Origin of the sequence: Anabaena sp. AL09 (genome assembly GCF_001672255.1) — a bacterium.
Lineage (GTDB): Bacteria > Cyanobacteriota > Cyanobacteriia > Cyanobacteriales > Nostocaceae > Dolichospermum > Dolichospermum lemmermannii.
Map to the genome: position 1 here is coordinate 50,340 of NZ_LJOQ01000025.1, position 21,173 is coordinate 71,512.

Genomic DNA, 21,173 nt, shown 5'->3' on the forward strand with positions numbered 1-21,173 from the left:
ATTTAGATTTTACGTTGCTTTCTAGTCACGACAGTTACTTAACGTAACCGCTCAATAATTCGGGGTAAATCGTTCAATGACAAGCCTAGATTATTAATTTCTCTTCCTAACTTTACTATTTTAGATGAAGCGACGAGTGCTTTAGATTCAAAAAACGAAGAAAATTTATATTCTCAATTACAAGCTACGAAAACAACTTTTATTAGTGTGGGACATCGAGAAAGTTTGTTTGCTTATCATCAATGGGTTCTAGAACTTACAGAAGATAATCATTGGCAACTCTTACCAATTGCCGATTATAAGCACGAAAAATCAATTTCTCTGACTACTGCATCAAAATAGTAAATTGAGAAAATTACCGAAAATTACCGAAAATTACAATTATGATCACCCAAAAGCAAAAACAATTTATTAATTATAAAAGGATCAAAATTTATGAACGAACCTATCAATTACCAGTTCTAAAAAATCATGCTGTTAAAACATTACAAAATAAAATTCGTGAACGTCAAAAATTAATTAAAGAAGGTGTTCGTTATCATCATATCGCTGGAATAATCAAGCAGAAAAAAGCGATTACCCAAGGAGAGATTTTAGCAGAAATTCAATTATTTATCATAGATTATAATCAGATTATTGATTTTCTGGAAAATTATCAACAAAGTTATCAGGATTTTTTGTTAACATTGATGGATAATTTAAAGAAATTATTTCAAGAAAAATATTTAGAAATCAAAAATCTAGAAGATGCCAGAAGTAAACTAGAACTAAAAAACCAACAAAATCCGCAAATATTAAATGAATTAATATGGGAGAAGAAAGAAAATTTTAAAGCTGTTATCATCTTAAGCAATGCTTATTTATTAACTTTAGAAAAAATTAAATTAATTAGTGAAGGTATTAGTAAACTGGCAGAAGATGCCCAGTATCAAAAACAAATTGTGCAGCAAATAGTAAAAGATTTAGCAGTATATCAAGAAATTTATGAATATCAACAAAAAGCTTATAAGATTCGTCAGGAAATAGCTAAACTTGCCCATAATGCCATTAATTTTGAAGATTCTATTCAAGATTATTTTAGTCCCTTTCAATCTTTAATAGATGAGGTGATGAAAGTAGATGAATATTTTTATGCGACGGTTGGAGATATTAAAAGTCTAGGGGATAACATTTTAAATTATCAGTCAAATTTATTTAAGATCGAAGAAAATGAAGGTATTTATCAAACTTTTCTCGATTTTATGGTAAAAAGTTATGAGAAAAACACCAGATTAAAAGACGCTTTAATTCAATCTCAATTATTAAATTGGCAAATCCCTAATTTTGAAACAAGTGAAAATGGTGTCTTTTTAGGCCAAGGTATTGATTTAATTTCAAATTATATATCTCAACAAATAACTGATCAAATCCAAACTCTAGACAAAGCAGAAGTAAATTTTATCTCTATACCATCTCTAGCTACGAATAAAAAGACAGAATTAATGGAAGTAGCTAATGATCATATTAGTTCCCAGCCAGAATTTTTTACCAATCAAGATATTGACTATACCCGATTGCGGGATCTGCTGGCACAAAATCAGTGGGAAGAAGCTGATATAGAAACTGCTAAATTAATACTAAAAGTGATGAAAAAGAATTATTGGAATGAAGTTTATCAAGAAGATATTGAAAACTTCCCTTGTCAAGACCTGCATATAATTGATCGACTTTGGGAACAATACAGTTATGGTTATTTTGGCTTTAGTATTCAGCAAACTATCTGGAGTGAAATGGGTGGTCAAATAGACTATGAAACAGAAAAGAAACTAGGCGATCGTCTGGGTTGGCGAAAAGATGGAAAATGGTTAGATTACGAAGCACTAACTTTTGAATTATCCCCCATGACACCGATGGGACACCTACCAGCTAAATGGTTACACTACGACCAAAATAATCTGGAATTATCCTCACCTTCATCTACAGAAAACCAATCAATGGCAGCTTGGAGGGTAAAGTCTTGGTTAATTTGGCAGATGCACTTATTCTTTTCTCGTGTCAAAAGCTGTCACAAAACTTAAGGGGGCAGGGGAAACGCATCTAAATTATCTTGACAAAATACCCTGACGGGGGGACTTTTCCAGTTTTTTGGCTTAACTTTTCACAGAAAGCCACAGCATTATTCCAACTAACTTGTTCAACTGGGCGATTACTACCTTTGAAATAAGAAGGGTTAGTTCCCATAATAGCTTGATATTGTGCCTGTGTTACTGGATATTTTCCCATAAAGAAACTAGGAACAGTAACTTGATGCTGGGGACTTTCACTATCACTTCTTCTTCCCGCTTCATTTTTTGGTGAACCCATCATAAAAGTACCACCAGGAATTGCAGCCATTTCCAATGTCACACCATTACCCAAATCTTCTATAAAATATTTGGCTATAGGTTGCTGACGCTGAATGATTTCTCCAAATTTGTTGACTGTTACTACTTCAATTTGTTCTAGTTTTAAGCCTTGGGGATTAAAATTAAAAGCTGCTTTTTTTGCCTTTGGTTCAATTCTAGAATTTAATATATGATATGTTTGTATCTGAACTTCTACAGATTCATCTTTTAAACCTGCAATTACTAAATCTAAACCCTGTTCTCCATAATTCAATGCTTGCTCAAGTGCAGCAATTCTCACCTTTGCATCTGGATTTTGCAACCGCAATTTTACCCCTTCAATACCACCTAAAACGGCTGCACCTTCTAGTGATAGACTATTACCACCAAGCACAGCATCGTATTCTCGCGGTTGTTGTGGATTATTCATGATTAATGGTTAGTTTCATGTATGCTGGGTTAAGCATAGCATAGCTTGTTCACAAAATTGAACTAAAATTACACCCCCTTAACAGGGGCAAGAGCGACGAATTAAGATGAATAAATCCTATGTCTACAGTCGCTTTACATCAAAAATATCGCCCCCAAACTTTAGCCTATCAAAACTTGAGTCTGTTTGGCTTCGTGGCTATACAATTGAGGTAACCGCTCAATAATCCGGGGTAAATCCTTCCATGACAAGCCTCAAATGGCGTAAAATCCTTCCCTAACAGGTAGTCTGCCCCCATTTATAAGAGCATCCGGTCAGCGTAAAACTCAGTGCCTAAAGCCGCTGAGAGTGTCAAAGAACGGTTATTCGTAAGCGATGATAAGATTTAGATCCCCGACTTCTTAGAGAAGTCGGGGATCTTGTTATGGATAATTATTTTCCCATGTTTCGTTTGAGTTTTGGTAGAGTCGAAGGCGGGTATTATCCCGCGCTCCTCTCTGTTAAATCTGGGCGTGCGACTTTCACCGCACCCAGCTTTCGATGTTCTTAGCTTTCGCGTTTGCTCATGTGAATATAATCGTGGCAGCTTTCGTGAATGACTAGAAGGTTTTTAGGTTTTCAATTGTTATAAGTAAGTAGACGAAAATAAATCAAAGTAGATTAAGTAATGTAAAAAATCTGGAGATGATTTCGTAGTAAGGGCTTCAGCCCTCAAATGAGCCGTTCTACTTAGTTTCCATCAACATAATGAAGATGTACCTTCTCATCACTGAGCATTTTTAATCCACAATGACCACATTTATGGTTTTGCCGTTGGAGGGCTTTAGAGGTATTGTTGTTATGGAGCTTACTATTACGCTCGCTCCAATAACTCAAATCTCCGTCCTGGGGCGATTTTTCACCTTTAACATTGATGTGTTTATTTTCGGAGTAAGGAACTGCTGGGAACGCCTTGTCTAGTAATTGCTTGCTAGTGTAGCGATTTTGCTTAGTTTCCTGATTGAATACCCTGAATGCTCTGAGTTGGATGTAGTATAGCGAGTTACGCGACCCGTCCATCTTGCAGAAGCGGTGGTAGTTCCTCCAACCTCTAACTACAGGGGCTAATTTCTCAGCCTTTGTGGTAGCGCCATAATTCGAGTTGTTGACGATGTGTTTTACTTTCTTACGAAAAGCTTTGTAGTTATCCATTGAGGGAGTACATCTAAACTTCCCGTTTTTCTGGACTTTGAAGTTCCAGCCGAGGAAATCAAACCCATCTGTCGCGGCGGTTAGCTTTGTCTTTTTCTCACTGACTTTCATTCCCCGCTCTGCTAGGAACTGACTAATTTTGTCAAGTATTTCTGTGGCATCGTCTTGTGGTCTGAGTATTATTACCATGTCATCCGCGTATCGGATTGTTGGCTCAATAATCTTTTCCTTTGAGGTTTTGTCTGTGATTCTTTTTTTAGAGTCCTCGTGGTATCTATGAATACTTTCAATCCCATTTAAGGCGATGTTGGCTAACAGTGGACTTACCACCCCACCTTGCGGTGTTCCTTGTTCGGGAAACTCTGGGTTGACTCCGGCTTTGAGACATAGGAAGATTCCTTGTCTTATACTCTTAGGAGCGATGAGTTTATCCATAATGGCGGAGTGGTTTATCCTGTCGAAGCATTTTTCGATATCGAGTTCTATAACCCTTTTATCCATTCCATTTGCGCTGGAGTTTAGATTGTTGAACAGTTGTCTTTGTGCATCATGTGCCGAGCGTCCCGTCCTAAACCCATAGCTTTTAGCATGGAAAGTTACTTCGTGTGCTGGTTCTAATGCGTATTTAATAAGGCATTGATACGCCCTATCTGCAATAGTGGGGACTTTGAGAATCCGGGTTTTACCATCCTTTTTGGGGATGGGTATTTCACGTAATCCCTGGTGTTTCCAGTTATTAGCTTCGGTTCTAAGTTTTTCACTTAGTTCAAACCTTTGCTCAAATGTGAGCGCGGTTTTCCCGTCTATTCCCGCTGTCTTTTGACCAGCATTTAGCTGTGTTACTTGACGGATAGCCAGTAATCTTGCTGCGGTTGATTTCAGAATCAGTTTTTGTAAGGACTTCGCTTTGCGCTTGTCGCCAACTTGAACAGCTTTATACACGCGTTTTTGTAGGCGGAATAAGTTACGGCGGAATTTCTTCCACGGTAACGTCTTCCAGGATTCACTAGAGTTGTCTCTGTGTCTAATCATGCTCTGCGACCATTTGTGTATTCTGAACACCTCAGACCAATTACGGTCTGTCCTACCCGAATTGAGGGAGTTCCGCTGCTCGTCCAGCCTACTTATAGGGAACGAATCCGCCCTTAGACCCTCAATCCGTTTTTATTCGTTCCCTCGGTTAGATTGTTCGTTCCCTTAGATGTAGCCAATTCAACCATTGGATTCCCTGGACTCTTACCGCTACCACTAGAAAGTGCGGCGGGAATTAACTCCAATGAAGTCAGGTTTTGGTATTGTGTCCTGCTTAGATGTAGGTTGCTTTTTTAGGCTCTGTTTCACCGTAGGAACTCCCCATTAACGCCAAGTGTCACCCCACAACGGATGTCTGATTGCGTCCTGTTCCCAGCTTCACCCTCTAGAAACCGAGTCTAGTCAGTGTGGGTAGGTAGGGAGTCATACCTGAGTCTGGTAGATGGGACTTTCACCCATATCAGACCGAGAGTTCAACCTTTCTCCATGATTGGATTGGGTTGGTTAGCTTATGTACGGGCTGTTTACCGTGATTCAACTAACAACGAATCGCACTCTAATTCATCTTGGGTTTCCCAACGGCGAAATGTATTTTCTAAATCATCAAAGTTACTATTAGAATTAGTAGATGTATTCCAGCCATGAGTTTCAGTTTCTAGTTTTTGTTGGGTTTGTGCTTTGGTTCTGGCTGTTTGTGCTTCGGCTGCTTTGGTTTGTACTTCTTGACGACGGGTTTGAATTTTGCGAAGTAGTTCTTGGGATTGGTTAATGCGTTCTTTTAAACCTTGCATTTGTCCCCACATTTGATTTCCTTCTCGCAGTAGGGCTGCTTCTCGTTCTTGGGCTGGGGTGGCTAAGTCTTGTCTACCTGCGGCTTGGGCTTTTTGAATCCGAATATGCCATTTTTGGATTTCTTGGGCTGTGCTGAGAATTTCATCTTGCGATCGCTTCTCTTGCAATTGTAACTCAGCAATTAACTTTAATGTATCTTCTTCTTGTTCCCGCAGTTGTTCTAAAAGTGCTTCTAACTCTAAATGAGGGTTATTCCGCAAGAACTCTTCTAAACGACTTTCTAAAAACCGACTTAAATCATCAAATAAACTCACTGTTAAAACTCCAACTATCGGATATCTTACTAGTTTATAACAGAGAACAGGGAAATTTCCTTCTTTCTCCTAACAACTGACAACTGTACGGGCGAAGCATTTGGAGAACTATTTTTGGCAATGACCGATAATTTATCTTCCAAATGCTTCGCCCCTACTAACAACTGACAAATTAAATTGGTGTTACCCAATATTTAATTCCTTGGATAGTTTTTTGTTGTAATCCAAATTTGGGTAAATCATCTTCACTCTGGCTTAAATAAGTCCAATGGGGAAGATCACTAACTACAGTTTGAAACCAACCATTTTCATTTAAAGCCTGTCTTTGGGCTAATGTTGATACTTGTAAATCAATTGCTAATCCCCACAGATGTTGTGATGTACCGGGGGGTGCAACTAAACCGAGAATTTTTGTTTCTTTTCCGGCTTTGACTCTTGCTAATGTTTCACTATTTGCGTATTTATTCCAAAATCTTAAATTAGTGGCAAAATTGCGAAGACAATCACCAGCATAACCTGATTTAAGGGGAATATTTTCTAAACTTTTCGCCTTATTTAAAGCTGCTGCTGCGGTTTTTTGTAAATAACATTCTTGAGTGCCATCTACTAAAGCTATACTCATTGTCTTCTGAAAAGATTTTGTTTCTAATTCGTTATCTAAAATCACTTTTTGTGGTAAATTAATTCCTGACTCTTGATTAATAAATACTGTTCCATAGGAACGTAGTAAAGTATATTCAAAAGTATCATCCTGGGGAATTGTGGGGATTTTTTTGGCAATTGTTGCTAAAAAACGTTGTTGATCATCTAATTTCTGATCGGGAATAAATGGTATATTTATAGATGACTTTGAATTGTCACAAGGTAAGCTGGAATTAGTTAAACATTCTTTGGCAATTTGGGGAGTTAGTATTAACTGATCTCGAAAAACTTTATGGACAGAAACCAAGGTAACACTCACAAAAATAATTATAGTTACAAATGCTGCTATTTGCAGAATTGGTTTCATAAAAATATTACTTATTTTGAAAATTTCGATTTCATCATATCCCACAATTTCCTAGAATTTATGTTATTAAGACACAATGTCAGGATTCAAATCCCCAACATCTTCAAGAAGTCAGGGATCTGGTTTTTTGCCACTTGAGGTAAAATTAGTGTGTATAATTATAGGATAAAGTTTATTTTTTAGGTTACAAATAGTTATATTAACAACCTTTACACTTAATCCTTTTTAACAAAATATGAAGTTAAAAAACTCCCGCATCCAAACTTTAATTATTTATAGCATACTCAGTGCGATCGCTCTCGTGATGCTGTTTCCATTGTTATGGTTAATCAGCACAGCACTAAAATCACCAACGGAAAATATTTGGCAGTCACCACCCCAATTATTACCTAGTCAGCCAACACTAGAAAACTTCTCTAAAGTTTGGCAATTTTTACCATTCGGAACTTATTTATACAACAGTATCCTAGTATCAGTATTAACAGTTGGTTTAAATTTGTTGTTTTGTTCCTTAGCGGCTTATCCCTTGGCCAGACTATCATTTGTGGGCAGAAATGGGATTTTTATTGCCATTGTCTCCACAATTATGATTCCCTTCCAAATTGTCATGATTCCTTTATATATTTTGACAGTGCAACTAGGGTTGAGAAATAGTTACTTAGGAATAATTTTTCCTAGTTTGGCATCTGCCTTTGGTATATTTTTATTACGGCAGGCTCTAATAGGTGTGCCAAAAGAAATTGAAGAAGCGGCTCGTTTAGATGGTAGTTCTGAGTTAGGATTATGGTGGCACATCATGCTACCTGCCATTCGCCCAGCGCTGATTACTTTGGCTATCTTTGTGTTTATTGGTGCTTGGAGTGACTTTTTGTGGCCTTTAATTGTCATCCAGGATGAAAGTTTATATACTTTACCCTTGGGGGTAGCTAAGTTAGCGGGAACATTTTCTTTAGATTGGCGGTTGGTAGCTGCTGGTTCAGTAATTTCTATTACTCCAGTGCTATTATTGTTTTTGTTTTTACAAAAATATATTGTTCCTACGGATACAGGGAGTGGAGTCAAGGGCTAAAAATGCCGATAAACAAAGAGCTTAAATTTAGATTTAGAACGAATTATTATTCCTTGTCCTTAAAGCGTATTTTAAAAATCAATGACCAATTCTCGTTTACAGTTATTAGTCTTAAGCAATGGTCACGGAGAAGATATCATTGCTGTTCGGATTATCCAGGCTCTACAACAATTATCTTCTCCACCAGATATTTTTGCTTTACCAATAGTAGGTGAAGGACGTGCTTATCAACAAATAGATATTTCTATGATTGGTAAGGTGCAGACTATGCCTTCTGGTGGTTTTATATATATGGATAGCCGCGAATTAATGCGCGATCTGCGGGGTGGGTTGGTGCAGTTGACTCTTAATCAAATTCAATCTATCCGCAGTTGGGTAAGTTCACAAACGAAGTTAGGTAATCCCAAGGCTATTCTGGCTGTGGGGGATATTGTTCCCCTGTTGTTTGCAGCCGTGAGTGGTGCTAATTATGCCTTTGTCGGTACTGCTAAATCAGAATACTATGTGCGTGATGAAGCGGGATTATTACCGAGAAAATCAAAGTCCGCATGGTGGGAAAATTTTTCTGGTTCAATTTACCATCCTTGGGAAAGGTGGTTAATGAGTCGGAAACGTTGTCGGGCTGTGTTTCCTAGAGATGCTCTGACTACGGAAATTCTCAAAAAATGGCGAATTCCCGCTGTGGATGTGGGGAATCCCATGATGGATGGTTTGCAGAAGATTTTTACCGCACAACAGTTTTATCGTCCTGATGCTGAACTCGAAGAAGTGATTCGGCCTTTGATTGTGACTCTGTTACCCGGTTCTCGTGCGCCGGAAGCTTACAACAATTGGGAAATCATCATGATTGCTGTATCTGCGCTGACGGCTAGTTTACGACAACCAGATTCCATCTTTCGGGCTGCGGGGACGATGATTTTTTTAGGGGCGATCGCTCCTGGTTTAGATTGTAGTATTTTATCCCAAACTTTACACATTCAAGGTTGGCGACGGTGTGATCAATCTCCTTTAGCAATTTCTGACCCTGATAGCTTGACTTTTAACCAAAAAAATGCTTATTTTATCCTGACCCAACAAGCCTATAATGAATGCTTACATTTAGGTGATCTGGCGATCGCTATGGCTGGAACAGCAACAGAACAATTCATCGGTTTGGGAAAACCAGCGATCGCTATTTCTGGTCATGGACCTCAATACAACCCCGCTTTTGCAGAAGCTCAAAGTCGGCTTTTAGGAATATCTCTCACCCTCGTCAACCAACCATCACAAGTTCTCCCCGCTATCCAATCTCTACTCAAAAATCCTGACCTCTTACATGAGATTGCTGAAAATGGGTTGCAGCGCATGGGACGTGCAGGTGCAGCACAACGGATTGCAGAATGTTTGCAGGAAAGATTAAACTACCAACCCAGAACGTAAAGCCCGCACGGCTGCTTGGGTTCGATCATCAGCACAGAGTTTATTTAAGATATTGCGAACATGAGTTTTTACTGTACCTACAGTAATATATAATTTTTCGGCGATTTGGCCATTGCTGCAACCACCCACAATCAATTCTAAAATTTCCAGTTCCCTTTGGGTGAGGGGATAAGTTTCTAAAACTTGTTCATATTCTATTTCCAGAGCTTCGATTTTTACAGTTTTTGGCTTGTCCAATGATTGATGATCACCGGGGACACCTTGACGCATTTTTCGTAATACGACACTAGCGATCGCTGGATCAATCCAAGAATTACCATGAAAAGTTGCTTCTACAGCTTCAGTAAATTTATTAATACTTGTTTCCTTCATATAATAAGAATCTGCTCCCGCTGCAAAAGCCGCTAGGACTGCATCTTCAGTATTATTCATCGTCAAAATCAAAATTTTCGTCTGAAATTGTCCCGTTTCTGTCTGATAACGTCTAAATTTACGAGTTAGCTCAATTCCACTCATATCGGGTAAACCAATATCTATCACAGCCACATTTGGCTTGATTGTTTCTAAAAGTTTTAGTCCTTGAGTCGCATTGGCTGCCTCACCAATCACCTTAAAGCCACTGTGTGACTGCAATTCAGTTTTGAGTCCCATGCGGGTTAAATCGTGATCTTCAATTAACAGAATACTAATTTCACTCATTATTACACCCATGATGATCAGATTACTTCTGAAGTAGTGCCAATAGACAGAAGGGAGGAGAGGGGGAAAAAAGCTTGTTTGTTTTTTAAGAATTGTATTCAACTTACCCAACCTTAAGCATATACGATCTGTGAACCATTAAACATCTACCAATAGGAATAACGAATAATTGATTTTTAAATTTCAATAGATGCAAAAATCTAGCTAAAGACATATGGATATTTTTCCCAAAACAAATGAGATTATTGAGACAAATCAGAAAAATTACAGTTACACCATAATCACCAAATTTACAATGGACTCAACACAGCAGTTCCGCAATGCGGAGGTCAAAAATCAAAAATTAAAGGTTAAAAAGCTGATCCAGTCAGCTTTGCAACTATTTTGCATAATTGTGCCATTTCCGTGGTTGTACTAAGATAGCATCCAACATGACTAAATCCACACTGCTATCAGACACCAAAAGACTTTTAACGCTGATACCTGCTCTAAAAACCAATTCATCCGCAGGAGGTAAGTGATCCTTATTTAGCAATTATTCCTACTATTTAAGTTTAAATACTTACGCTAATGGTACACAATGTTTCCATGCAACTCTCACTAATGGGTGAGGACAGTTAATGAATTAGTAATTTACAATGTTTTTAACTGGATAAAGTATTTTATTTGGGAATAAATCTGCTAATTCAGCAAAAAATCATGTTGATTATTTGTACAATCTAGAGACTGTAAAAACAGAAATGCTGAACATAAATCTGTATTTAACAGCAAAAAGAAAAACCGATGGAAGAACCGCTAAAAATTTTAGTTGTAGAAAATGATCAGGTAGACGGCTTAATAGTAAGTTTAGCTCTGACTAAAACAGGTATTAAGATGGAAATTGATGAAGTTAAGGATGGGAGTCAAGCCTTCTTTGCCTTGATCCATAATCACTATGATTGCATATTTCTCGACTATCACTTACCAAATCAAGACAGCTTAACATTAATTCATAAATTACAATCTTCAGGGATTAAAGTTCCTTTAGTAATTCTCATAGATTCAGGAGATGAAAAAATAGCCCAAGAGTGGATAAAATTGGGTGCTACTGAGTATTTTATTAAGTCTAAATTATCTCCAGAAACCATAGCTCAAATGTTACGCAGTGCAATTCGTATACACCATACGGAAATGCAGCTAAATTTAGCAAATCAACAGCTTAAAGAAAGTCGTGAACAGCTAATCTTACAGCAGAAAGAATTCACAGCCCAGCAGCAGCATATTAAAGAACAAAACCTCAATGTTTTGGAAGTATCCAGTTTAAAATCACTATTTTTAGCCACCATATCCCATGAACTAAGAACTCCCATGAATGCGATTATTGGATTTTCACAGATTCTATTACGTCCTAAATTTGGTGAATTGACAAATCAACAACTGGTCATGGTAGAGAAAATTCTCAATAATGGTAAAGAGTTACTGATCAAGATCAATGAAATTCTGGATTTTTCCCAGCTAGAATCTGGGAAATTAGCACTAAAGCCAGAAATATTGGATTTATCAGCAGTTGTTAGTAACGTAGTCACAGAAATCCGCCCCTTAGCTGAAGCCAAAAAGTTATCTTTGTTAGTGAAAACAGACTTAAAGAATACATCAGTATTTAATGATGCAGTCCGATTACGGCAAATTTTAACTAATTTACTGACCAATGCTGTTAAATTTACAGAATCTGGCAATATTTGGGTAGAAATTCGAGAAACACCGAAAAATCAAGTTACAATAACTGTTAAAGATACAGGAATTGGAATTGCTGCTCAAGATTTTCAAAACATTTTTGCAGCATTTCACCAAATTGATCAAGGTATCAGCCGTAAATATGCAGGGACAGGTTTGGGTTTGGCTATTATTGATTCACTAGTGGGGATAATGGGAGGAAAAATATGTATTGAAAGTCAATTAGGAGTGGGTTCAATGTTTAAAATAGAATTACCCCGAAGAATCAATTTAGCAGCAGATTTAGGTAATGTAGTTTTTAGTTCTCATCAGCATCATTTTCATTCTGTATATTCCCCGAACAAAGCTTTAATGAATTATCCTCATATCAGGTTGTAGATTACCAAGAAGTTAAATATGTCTAATTTAAAAAAAGACCGAATTTTGTCTGTTGATGATATCCAAGATAATCTCGATGTAGTGAGAACACTTTTAGAAAGTGAGGGATATCATGTTGATTCAGCTACCAATGGTCAAGCAGCCTTAGAAAAAGTAAAAGAATTACCACCGGATTTGATTATTTTAGATGTGATGATGCCGGGAATAGATGGTTATGAAGTTACACTACGGATTCGGACTAATAGGAAAATCAACTATATTCCGATTTTACTCCTGACAGCTTATAACGAATCTAGCGTTGTTAAAGGTTTAGATGCTGGGGCTGATGATTTTATTTGTAAACCCTTTGAGACAGAAGAACTATTAGCAAGAGTGCGATCGCTGTTAAGATTAAAGCACAGTATTGACGAACAACGAAAAATGACACTACAGCGAGAAGACTTTGTTTCTCGTCTCACCCATGATTTACGTACTCCCCTAGTAGCGGCTGATCGAATGCTAAATTTATTTCTGCAAGAAGTCTTTGGTCCGATTCCTTCAGAAATGAAACAACCGATTCATGTGATGATTCGCAGTAATCAAAATCTTCTGGAAATGGTGAATACATTGCTAGAAGTTTACCGTTTTGAGGCTGGGAAAAAAACCCTCAACTTTGAATCATGTAACTTAACAACAATTGCGGCTGAAGTAGTCAGTGAACTAACTCCCCTAGCACAGGAGAAAAACTTAATTTTAAAATTGGATACCCATGAATTAAGCCCAACTGGAAATAATGGGGGAATAGTTAACGGCGATCGCTTAGAATTACGAAGAGTGTTTAATAATTTGATTGGTAATGCGATCAAATTTACTGATACAGGTAGTATAGAAATTCGCATTTTTGAAACCTTATCCCCAATCAATCATCTCAGTGAAATAGTCATCGAAGTTCAAGATACAGGTTATGGCATTGCGGCAGAAGATCAGGGAACAATTTTTGAGCGCTTTCACCAAGGTAAGAATAAAAGATCAGGTAGTGGTTTAGGACTACACCTTTCCAGCCGGATTGCTGAAGCACACAGAGGTAAAATAGAACTTTTCTCTGAACTGGGTAAAGGTAGTATATTCACAGTCAAATTACCTAAAATCACTGAATAATTATTAATGAATGTGCTGCACTTCTAAAGTTGAGCATAGCTCAAATTTTCTACCTAGTAACCGATAGATAATTGCTGCCAATTCCTCAATCATATAAGGTTTAGTGATGTAATCATCAAACTTTGCTTCTAGAATATGTTGTTTATCTTCACTCCCAGTTAAAACGGTAACAGCAACCACGGGAATATGACAAGTTAATGATTCTTGCTTTAGATATCGAATAACGTCTAGTCCACTCATACCTGGTAAAAAAATATTTAATAAAATTAAATCAGGTTGGTGTTCTTTCGCCATAAATACTGTTTTTGAACTTTCTTTTTGACAAATAGACTGACAACCAAGTAACTCAAGGGTATAACCCATTAGCAGTAGACTATCATCATGATTTTCTACCACTAAAATTAAAGGCTGTTGATGTTTTTTCCGTTTCTCATCACTCATGAATGAATGCGCTAGATACATCTCGTCTCCAGAGTAGTTAATGGGGAGTAGTGGTTTTTTTGGGCATAATAGACAAACTTGTAAATCCTCATTGGTTATTATCTCAACCGATTTGTAAGCATTCAGCTATCAGCCAAAAGCCAGAACAGCAAAAAAGAGGAAGTGTTAATTATCCTGTATTTCTGGATTAAAAGCTGTATCAGATGACAACTGACAGCTAAATCCTGACACCAATTTGAACAGGAAATAAAAATCCAGCTTTAATACTTTTAGCAGATATATTTTGATTATATGCAAAATTGTCAATAAATTTATTTAGAAAAATCAACAAATTCATAACTCGTGTAAAATAGTTGACACAACCTCTTTTTGTGTAATCTAGCAGGTTACCATAAGGACAGGCTACACCAACAGCGGTAGGCAGTAAAACCTTTTTGGTGTAATGCTATAGTATGTTACATAAATAAGTGTGATCAAAAAGTTGTGCATCATTGCCTGTTTCAACAGAGAATAATTTGACTATGGATTTTGACTATTTCCGAACCAACGAAAGTAATAACACCAATAAGAACTTTCAACACTTGTTATCTAGTGGTTGGCGGCCATTTCACAGAGATTTTGATTGGGAATACTTCGGTAAAATTTTATTTCATGATACTCAAGAATTAACCCAGAAAAGTATTAATTTAGCCAGCTATTATGCTGATGCTCTAGCGAGAAAAGAGTATGCTTGGTGGGCAAATATTTTAAATTTAGCTTCAGATTATACCCGTGGTGAATTCCAAAAATATTGGAATTATATTACACCAGATATGCTCACCCCAGAACATCGCCATAAAGACTTTTTGACAACAGAAACACCTCTCGTTCAATTTGTCAGTCGTAATAGTATTCCCATTGACTATGTTCTGAATCTTCTCCAAGAAATAACCGTTTTACGAGTTTTGAAACTATTAGAACGTCCTGATGTTATCACTCAATATTACTCAGAAAGAGACTTTTATTTCCCCGTTGAAAAATTTGTGAATTGGGAAAGGTTAGATGTAGTTAATACAGTTTATGCCTATTGGTCAAAACATGATATTTGGCTACAGATTGAAGCTTATGAAAGAGGTAGAAGAAACTACACTTTAATGGCCAAAAATATGCAGCCATTAATTAATAAAGCCACCTATGATTTAGCAGTAATGCTGAGTGGATATCAAAGTCGTGTGGGGAAAGTTCATAGTCAGTATCCATTGCTAACATTTCCCCAAGACATTCAAAATTTCACTGACATAGTTCAACAAACAATTTTAGATCAAAATCAATTAGCCGTTGTAGTCCATGGCGCACCAGGTACAGGAAAAACAGCATGGACACAAAGTGTGGCTAAGGAAATTCTTGTTCCTTTAGGATATGTAATTTTCATTTTAGATCATGATGCCATTACTAATTTTGTGCCGCCAACATATTTAGAAAAGATTTGTATTATCATCAATGAAGCTGATAATTTAGCTCAAGATCGAGCTTCAGAAGTAGCACAATATAACAACAAAACTGAGCATATTCTAGCCTTATTAGATGGGACATTATACCAAAGCGTAATTGATGAATCTGGGATGCAAATGCAACAGAAATTAGTAATACTAATGACTTGTAATACCACAGAAAGATTAGATCCAGCCATGTTACGTAAAGGTAGGGTAGACTTAATCTGTGAGTTTAGCAAAAAATTTGTGGTTCTACCGTTCCCCTTATGATCAAACATCCTTTTAATATATCCAAAACCATTGGTGTACATGGGTTTAATCTAAATTAATAAGCGAGGGGTTTCAGGGATATTTTACCGAAAATATCATAAAGGGAGCGGTAGAGCCAAATTTGTTTAACAAAACAAAAAACAAGAAACAAGATCCCCGACTTCTTAGAGAAGTCGGGGATCTAAATAACACTAAATAACACTAATTACCTGCACTATGAATAAACAAGAACAACCAGTAACGCGATTATTTTCTCACCTAAAGTTTGATGATAATAAATTTCAACATCAACCCGGTAGTGTTTTTGGAAATACAGCTTTAATTGTCGGAACTACTATTGGGGCGGGGATTATTGGATTACCTGCGGTAACTTTACCATCTGGGATTATACCATCTACAATCCTACTTATTACTGTATGGCTGTATGCTTTAATTTCCGGTTTATTAGTTGCAGAATTGACTTTAAATGTGATGAGAGTTGAGGGTATTTCTCATATAGGTTTATTAGCAATCATAGCCAAGATTCTCGGTAAACCAGGAGCGAGAATTGCCGGAATTGCCTATGTATTTAACCACTATGCCCTCTTGGTGGCATATATGACTGAAGGTGGCAAAATTTTAACAACCACAGTTGATCAAGTTTGGGAATTAGAACATATTTCACCTCAGTGGGTAGGAACAGTAAGTTTTTTTCTAGTATTTGGTAGCCTAATGTATTGGGGTAAAGATAGATTAGTAGAAAAGATTAATGGTATATTTATTATTATTTTACTAATTGCTTTTTTCGGTTTATTAATATTAGGGGGAATGCAATTCCAAAACTCTCAACTTCTAGTACAAAATTGGCAATCTATTGGTAATGCTGTTGCTGTTATTTATGTAGCAATGTTCTTTCATAGTATTGTTCCATTGGTTGTAACTCAATTGGAAGGAGACATTCCCAAAATTCGCCAATCTATGATTATTGGTTCAGTGATTCCCTTGTTCATGTTTCTAGCTTGGAATGCGGTTATTTTAGGCTGCATGACTCCAGATATTTTATCGCATAATCTCGAAAATGAGAAAGTATTTGATCCACTGGAAATTCTCCAAACTGGTCAATCAGGAGAATGGTTTGCTGTGTTATTATCAATTTTTTCTGAATTTGCAATTGTGACATCATTTATTGGGATTACTTATGGGTTAACAGACTTCTTTAAAGATATTTCCACCATTACCAAAAGCGAAATTTCTCGTTTACCTCTCTATTCTTTAGTGTTGCTTCCACCCCTGAGTTTAGGAACATTTAATCCTAATATCTTTTTTCATGCTTTAGAATATACTGGCGCATTTAGTGCTTCCATTTTAGGAGGAATTATGCCAGCATTAATGAGTTGGAAACAAAGTCAAACACCAGAATTTACTAATAGTAATTATCAAACCTTAGTTCCTGGGGGAAAAATAACATTAATATTGATTATGGTCGGGGCATTATTTTTAATATGTAGACAAATTTTGGTGATATATCAATTCTAAAAATGAGTAATTTTCGGTTCATGAAAATTAGCAAATTTCTGAGTAAGTTGATAAAAAGTGAATAAAACCTCTCTTATCGGATAATGACAAGAGAGGATTTGGAGCTAAAGTCCGGTAGGGTAATCGGGCTACTTAATATTTAATATTTATTCGGCTTGAATCCAGTCCCCCCTAAGATATATAAAATGATGATTATCATCTGCAATTGGTATCATTTGCGAATTTGCATAAAAAAAATCCCTTGTTTGTATAGTGCAAACAAAGGGATATGCTGTTAAAGTTCGTCAGGTGATCGGAATATTTAATTATTTAATATTTATTTGGTATGTCATGATTCCTCCATTGGGTAGATAAAAATTGGGGACAGGAAGATATTATTGTATATTTTTAGACTATTAAGATAAATACATTTCTTCATATATCATCTTTATGAAGAAATCATGAATTTATCAATATATCCGACAAATTCTCCCAAACTAGGAACGCTATTGATAAGGTGCATATATATAAACTCATAATCTAAATGAGATGCAAGTCTATTGAGTTGTTTCTCGCTCTTGTTATAACCTTTACCGACATAGTTATAAATCTGTTTCATATCATCAGCAGGATGAGGTCTTTGTTCCATATCATCAGTTTGAGGATTAAATCCAAACATTGCTTGAATTTGCTCTGGAGTAAGACGCGGATCTATTTTGAGAAAATGATTATATTCTGCTAAAAACCAGGCTTCTACTTCCATAACAGCAATAACTATATTTATAGGAATTGATCCTTTTGGTAAAATATTCTCTAATTCACTTTGCAGCTTAGATTTTTGAATTATGGATTTTGGATGAATATCTCTTAATCCTATGATTCTTTCATAGCCAGATTCAGTTAACTTTCTATATTGTTTTTTAATGTCCGAAGCAACCCTTCCATCACCACCAGAGTTATAAATTAAAACAAAAAACTTGGTTGCAGAAGTTTCAATATCTTTCATTATTACTTCTACAAACTTTCTTCGTTCCTGAGATTGAATTTCTATGGAAATATTAATTGTCCCTGCAATTTCTCTCAGTAATTTATTAACAAAAATCTGTTCTGTTTTACCTTCTACAAAAATAGCTAATTTTTTCACTCCTCTATATGCTCCTCATTATCAAATCCTTTTAAGTAAAATTGAGTTTCAAAAAAATCAAAGTTATTTAACCCAATAAATTTAAAATCATCAAATATTTGCTTTGAGTTATGTATGTTATGAAGTTTAGCTAATCCTGGTTTCCTCTCAATTACTGACCAATAATCTAAAGGAACACCATTCATAACAAAGCTGTCATTAGTTGTCATGATTAGTTGTACTAACCCAGTTTCTGCTTTTTTGATAAGTAGCTCAATCATTGCTGATGATCTTTCAAAATCAAGTCCTTCCCCAATATCATCTATCAAGATACAACTAGGTTTTTTAGCTAATAGTGAGTAGTTTATTTGAATAATTAAAGATAATACTCTAAACATCCCTTGAGATATTATTGATTGTTCAGTTTTATCTTTTAAATCACTTTCTTGAACATAAATATATTGCTGTTTTACTTCTGGAAAGTAGGAGTTATCTTCTTGAAAAATCGAAGTTGATGGCGTTTTAGTACCAATTTCATCTATTCTGTAACCAACCAATAACATATCTGACTTGATAGATTCAATAAAACTTTCTCCTAACTCTTTTTCTCCTAATTTGAATATGCGAATTACATGATTTTTATTGTTGAAGTCTATATTTTTTTTGATTATCGCAACGCTTTCGCTGTTAATTGCATCAAGACTACTTCTGCCTAAATCCGTTCCAAATTCGTAATACCTCAATAAATTTGCCCAAATGTAAACTTCTTCAAAAAAAGGATGCTGGATAGAATCTCTTCGATGGAAAGCAGCGACTTCATTAGTAGGTGTTTGAAAATCAATTTCTTTTTTTAATTGTTTAGCCCAAATTTTACCTTTACCTGATTTATCTCTCATCAGCCAACATTTAGATCCAACAGTGTAACTTTCTTCAATTACTAGACTATTCTCAACTTTCAATATGTAAACTTTTTTATTATCTTCGTTATGAGAATCAAAAGTTAGTTTCCACTCTCTTAACCTACCATCAAGTCTACTAAGCTTTTCTTCACCAGATAGAAAATCTGATAAAAATTTAATACTTCTAAGAATTCTCGATTTACCAGAGGCATTTTTACCAACAATTAAGTTGACATTACCTAATTGACAACCATCTAAACGCCACTCACTTGGCAAATCTTTATCCTGACAATATTCTACAAAGTCTAATCTCATATAGTTTTACGGTTTAAACTTAATTAAGGTAACAATAACTTATTCTAGCCTATTATAACTCACTACTTACCCAAAAACAACACCGCGATAAATTTCCGCTATCGGTAATTCAACTCCAATTGACTCCAAAGAAATAGATTTTTCTAAATCATTAAAATCACTTAACAACCAACCTTGAGATTGCTTAGTATATTTTTCTATAAAATATTCATCTTGTCCAACTAATAAATATTCACAAAAACTGCTAATTGAACGATACATCTGAAACTTGCTTTTGCGGTCATAATCTGCTGTTGAAGGAGATAATACTTCCACAATTAAAATAGGATTTAAAACTTCATCACTGCGATTTTCATTTAGTTGGGGTTCACCTGCAAAAACCATCACATCTGGATATAATCCGCGTTTATATTCAAGAATCCATAATCGTAAATCGCTATTAATTGGCTCAAATTTACTATTACGTAGAAGATATGTAAGATACGCCAAAATATTGCCACCTATCCGGCTATGGTTGATTGTTATGCCGAGTATTGGTACAATTTCTCCATTATGATATTCGTTGCGCCCTTCAGCTTTTTCTTCAATGGCGCGATATTCATCTAAACTATAACGACGCTCAACAGTGGTAATCATCATTTTATAACCGATTACATTGAAGTGATCATGATTATAGCAAAATTGGGGCGATCGCTAATGTGAAGGTCTAAAATTTTCTGGTAAGTGATAGAAGTGTCACACCAAAAATCTGTTGTAGGGTGCGTCAGATACCAACAATCTATTTATTTGCAGGATTTATGCAATCTGACGCACCCTACGAATATGCCAGTTGCGTAAGTTCTGAGCGAATTACATTTAATTTCGTGCAGAGACGTAGAGAGAAATAAATAGTGTTAAAATCTAACTAACTACGGCAATAGATGGAGTAACTCTGATGCTACAAGTTAAACATCAATTTCAAAGCTTTGAAGAATATTTATCTTATGATGATGGTACAGAAAAACTTTATGAATTGTTTAATGGAGAATTAATTGAAATGCCCCCAGAATCAGGAATCAATGTGCAAATTGCCACATTTCTGCTAATTCAATTTGTCTCTCTCTTGGGTTATAAAAGAGTGCGGGGACATGGTTTGGAATTGGAAGTAAGAGGAGAACCCAGAAACCGTTATCCTGACCTGACTATTATTCGAGAAGAGCATATTCAACAATTAGCAAATCGGAACACTATTCGCCTATCAATGTTACCACCTTTATTAGTTGTTGAAGTTGTTAGTCCTGGGGAATTACAAAGAGATAGAGATTTTATTGCCAAACGTCTACAATATCAAGATTGTGGTATTCTTGAATATTGGATTATTGACCCCCAAACTAAAAGCATATTAGTTTTAGAATTAATTAACGAAATTTATCATGAGATTGGGATTTTCTCTGGTGATGATTTAGTTTTATCTCCACAATTTAATAGTCTAAATTTAAAAGTTTTGCAAATATTTGATCAGGATAAATAAGAAAATCCTGTTAGAGGGTGTTTGAAAAGTTTTGAGGGGTCAAAATTTATGCCAGTCGCCGTACCATGATCCGAATCATCGCAAGGTAAATAAACGTCTCTGA

Annotated in this window: 18 protein-coding genes and 1 pseudogene; 9 read left to right on the forward strand and 10 right to left on the reverse strand. The window is 35.9% G+C overall.

Annotated elements, in window-relative coordinates; translation table 11 throughout:
* The first annotated feature begins 207 nt into the window (after positions 1-207).
* Both AN490_RS22910 and AN490_RS04480 read left to right on the forward strand, forming a co-directional pair.
* Positions 208-342, forward strand: coding sequence for a hypothetical protein (locus AN490_RS22910; RefSeq protein WP_366925018.1), 135 nt, complete (start codon positions 208-210; stop codon positions 340-342).
* 41 nt (positions 343-383) lie between these two features.
* On the forward strand, positions 384-2,057 hold the full coding sequence (locus AN490_RS04480; protein WP_300000378.1) for a GUN4 domain-containing protein: 1,674 nt from the start codon (positions 384-386) through the stop codon (positions 2,055-2,057).
* A 55-nt stretch (positions 2,058-2,112) separates the two neighbouring features.
* On the opposite strand, the pseudogene AN490_RS04485 reads toward AN490_RS04480, so the two are convergent.
* The 5 genes and pseudogenes from AN490_RS04485 to AN490_RS04505 form a co-directional block, all read right to left on the reverse strand.
* Positions 2,113-2,472: pseudogene (locus tag AN490_RS04485) on the reverse strand (formylglycine-generating enzyme family protein); the annotation flags it as partial.
* Positions 2,473-3,522: 1,050 nt separating this feature from the next.
* Complete coding sequence (ltrA, locus tag AN490_RS04490) at positions 3,523-5,016, reverse strand: group II intron reverse transcriptase/maturase (protein WP_300000380.1); 1,494 nt, start codon at positions 5,014-5,016, stop codon at positions 3,523-3,525.
* A 524-nt stretch (positions 5,017-5,540) separates the two neighbouring features.
* Positions 5,541-6,122 carry a TIGR04376 family protein gene (locus AN490_RS04495; RefSeq protein ID WP_300000382.1) on the reverse strand — a complete coding sequence of 194 codons (582 nt, stop codon included), beginning with the start codon at positions 6,120-6,122 and terminating at the stop codon, positions 5,541-5,543.
* A gap of 29 nt (positions 6,123-6,151) precedes the next feature.
* Positions 6,152-6,313, reverse strand: a complete 162-nt coding sequence (locus AN490_RS04500; protein ID WP_300000384.1) for a hypothetical protein — start codon at positions 6,311-6,313, stop codon at positions 6,152-6,154.
* Positions 6,295-7,131, reverse strand: a complete 837-nt coding sequence (locus tag AN490_RS04505) for a D-alanyl-D-alanine carboxypeptidase family protein (RefSeq protein ID WP_271821245.1) — start codon at positions 7,129-7,131, stop codon at positions 6,295-6,297. Before AN490_RS04505 ends, AN490_RS04500 begins: the two co-directional genes overlap by 19 nt.
* A 235-nt stretch (positions 7,132-7,366) precedes the next feature.
* On the opposite strand from AN490_RS04505, the gene AN490_RS04510 reads away from it, so the two are divergent.
* Positions 7,367-8,200, forward strand: a complete 834-nt coding sequence (locus AN490_RS04510; RefSeq protein WP_148763920.1) for a carbohydrate ABC transporter permease — start codon at positions 7,367-7,369, stop codon at positions 8,198-8,200.
* 81 nt (positions 8,201-8,281) lie between these two features.
* Positions 8,282-9,619: a lipid-A-disaccharide synthase-related protein gene (locus tag AN490_RS04515; protein WP_300000389.1), complete on the forward strand. Its 1,338-nt coding sequence runs from the start codon at positions 8,282-8,284 to the stop codon at positions 9,617-9,619.
* Here AN490_RS04515 and AN490_RS04520 read toward each other — a convergent pair.
* Positions 9,596-10,318: a response regulator transcription factor gene (locus AN490_RS04520; protein WP_015078446.1), complete on the reverse strand. Its 723-nt coding sequence runs from the start codon at positions 10,316-10,318 to the stop codon at positions 9,596-9,598. The two genes, AN490_RS04515 and AN490_RS04520, sit on opposite strands and share 24 nt — an antisense overlap.
* 783 nt (positions 10,319-11,101) lie before the next feature.
* Between AN490_RS04520 and AN490_RS04525 the strand changes: the two genes are divergently transcribed.
* Together AN490_RS04525 and AN490_RS04530 are read left to right on the forward strand one after the other, a co-directional pair.
* On the forward strand, positions 11,102-12,409 hold the full coding sequence (locus tag AN490_RS04525; protein ID WP_300000392.1) for an ATP-binding protein: 1,308 nt from the start codon (positions 11,102-11,104) through the stop codon (positions 12,407-12,409).
* 18 nt (positions 12,410-12,427) lie between these two features.
* Positions 12,428-13,546, forward strand: a complete 1,119-nt coding sequence (locus AN490_RS04530; protein ID WP_300000394.1) for a hybrid sensor histidine kinase/response regulator — start codon at positions 12,428-12,430, stop codon at positions 13,544-13,546.
* A gap of 3 nt (positions 13,547-13,549) precedes the next feature.
* Here the strand turns inward: AN490_RS04530 and AN490_RS04535 are convergent, their stop codons facing one another.
* A complete protein-coding gene (locus tag AN490_RS04535; protein ID WP_148763928.1) occupies positions 13,550-14,008 on the reverse strand; it encodes a response regulator in 459 nt (152 codons plus the stop codon).
* Between the two features lie 500 nt (positions 14,009-14,508).
* Here AN490_RS04535 and AN490_RS04540 point away from each other — a divergent pair, with 500 nt between their 5' ends.
* Together AN490_RS04540 and AN490_RS04545 are read left to right on the forward strand one after the other, a co-directional pair.
* Entirely contained in the window at positions 14,509-15,729 is a 1,221-nt protein-coding gene (locus AN490_RS04540; protein ID WP_300000397.1) for an AAA family ATPase, read from the forward strand.
* A 216-nt stretch (positions 15,730-15,945) separates the two neighbouring features.
* Positions 15,946-17,244 (forward strand): amino acid permease, encoded by a 1,299-nt coding sequence (locus AN490_RS04545; protein ID WP_300000399.1) that lies wholly within the window; start codon positions 15,946-15,948, stop codon positions 17,242-17,244.
* A gap of 427 nt (positions 17,245-17,671) precedes the next feature.
* Here AN490_RS04545 and AN490_RS04550 read toward each other — a convergent pair whose 3' ends face one another.
* The 3 genes from AN490_RS04550 to AN490_RS04560 form a co-directional block, all read right to left on the reverse strand.
* A complete protein-coding gene (locus AN490_RS04550) occupies positions 17,672-18,367 on the reverse strand; it encodes a DUF4276 family protein (protein WP_300000401.1) in 696 nt (231 codons plus the stop codon).
* A complete protein-coding gene (locus tag AN490_RS04555) occupies positions 18,364-19,560 on the reverse strand; it encodes an ATP-binding protein (RefSeq protein WP_300000403.1) in 1,197 nt (398 codons plus the stop codon). Before AN490_RS04555 ends, AN490_RS04550 begins: the two co-directional genes overlap by 4 nt.
* Before the next feature lie 66 nt (positions 19,561-19,626).
* Positions 19,627-20,196, reverse strand: a complete 570-nt coding sequence (locus AN490_RS04560; protein ID WP_300000409.1) for a Uma2 family endonuclease — start codon at positions 20,194-20,196, stop codon at positions 19,627-19,629.
* A gap of 298 nt (positions 20,197-20,494) precedes the next feature.
* Between AN490_RS04560 and AN490_RS04565 the strand changes: the two genes are divergently transcribed.
* Positions 20,495-21,070 (forward strand): Uma2 family endonuclease, encoded by a 576-nt coding sequence (locus AN490_RS04565; RefSeq protein ID WP_300000405.1) that lies wholly within the window; start codon positions 20,495-20,497, stop codon positions 21,068-21,070.
* The last annotated feature ends 103 nt before the right edge of the window (positions 21,071-21,173 follow it).

What these genes read in the sequence shown, in the direction of transcription:
- AN490_RS04480 (WP_300000378.1), top strand. Translation starts at nt 384, where the DNA reads ATGATCACCCAAAAGCAAAAACAATTTATTAATTATAAAAGGATCAAA.
- ltrA (WP_300000380.1), bottom strand. Translation starts at nt 5,016, where the DNA reads ATGATTAGACACAGAGACAACTCTAGTGAATCCTGGAAGACGTTACCG.
- AN490_RS04505 (WP_271821245.1), bottom strand. Translation starts at nt 7,131, where the DNA reads ATGAAACCAATTCTGCAAATAGCAGCATTTGTAACTATAATTATTTTT.
- AN490_RS04510 (WP_148763920.1), top strand. Translation starts at nt 7,367, where the DNA reads ATGAAGTTAAAAAACTCCCGCATCCAAACTTTAATTATTTATAGCATA.
- AN490_RS04515 (WP_300000389.1), top strand. Translation starts at nt 8,282, where the DNA reads ATGACCAATTCTCGTTTACAGTTATTAGTCTTAAGCAATGGTCACGGA.
- AN490_RS04520 (WP_015078446.1), bottom strand. Translation starts at nt 10,318, where the DNA reads ATGAGTGAAATTAGTATTCTGTTAATTGAAGATCACGATTTAACCCGC.
- AN490_RS04525 (WP_300000392.1), top strand. Translation starts at nt 11,102, where the DNA reads ATGGAAGAACCGCTAAAAATTTTAGTTGTAGAAAATGATCAGGTAGAC.
- AN490_RS04530 (WP_300000394.1), top strand. Translation starts at nt 12,428, where the DNA reads ATGTCTAATTTAAAAAAAGACCGAATTTTGTCTGTTGATGATATCCAA.
- AN490_RS04535 (WP_148763928.1), bottom strand. Translation starts at nt 14,008, where the DNA reads ATGTATCTAGCGCATTCATTCATGAGTGATGAGAAACGGAAAAAACAT.
- AN490_RS04540 (WP_300000397.1), top strand. Translation starts at nt 14,509, where the DNA reads ATGGATTTTGACTATTTCCGAACCAACGAAAGTAATAACACCAATAAG.
- AN490_RS04545 (WP_300000399.1), top strand. Translation starts at nt 15,946, where the DNA reads ATGAATAAACAAGAACAACCAGTAACGCGATTATTTTCTCACCTAAAG.
- AN490_RS04555 (WP_300000403.1), bottom strand. Translation starts at nt 19,560, where the DNA reads ATGAGATTAGACTTTGTAGAATATTGTCAGGATAAAGATTTGCCAAGT.
- AN490_RS04560 (WP_300000409.1), bottom strand. Translation starts at nt 20,196, where the DNA reads ATGATTACCACTGTTGAGCGTCGTTATAGTTTAGATGAATATCGCGCC.
- AN490_RS04565 (WP_300000405.1), top strand. Translation starts at nt 20,495, where the DNA reads ATGCTACAAGTTAAACATCAATTTCAAAGCTTTGAAGAATATTTATCT.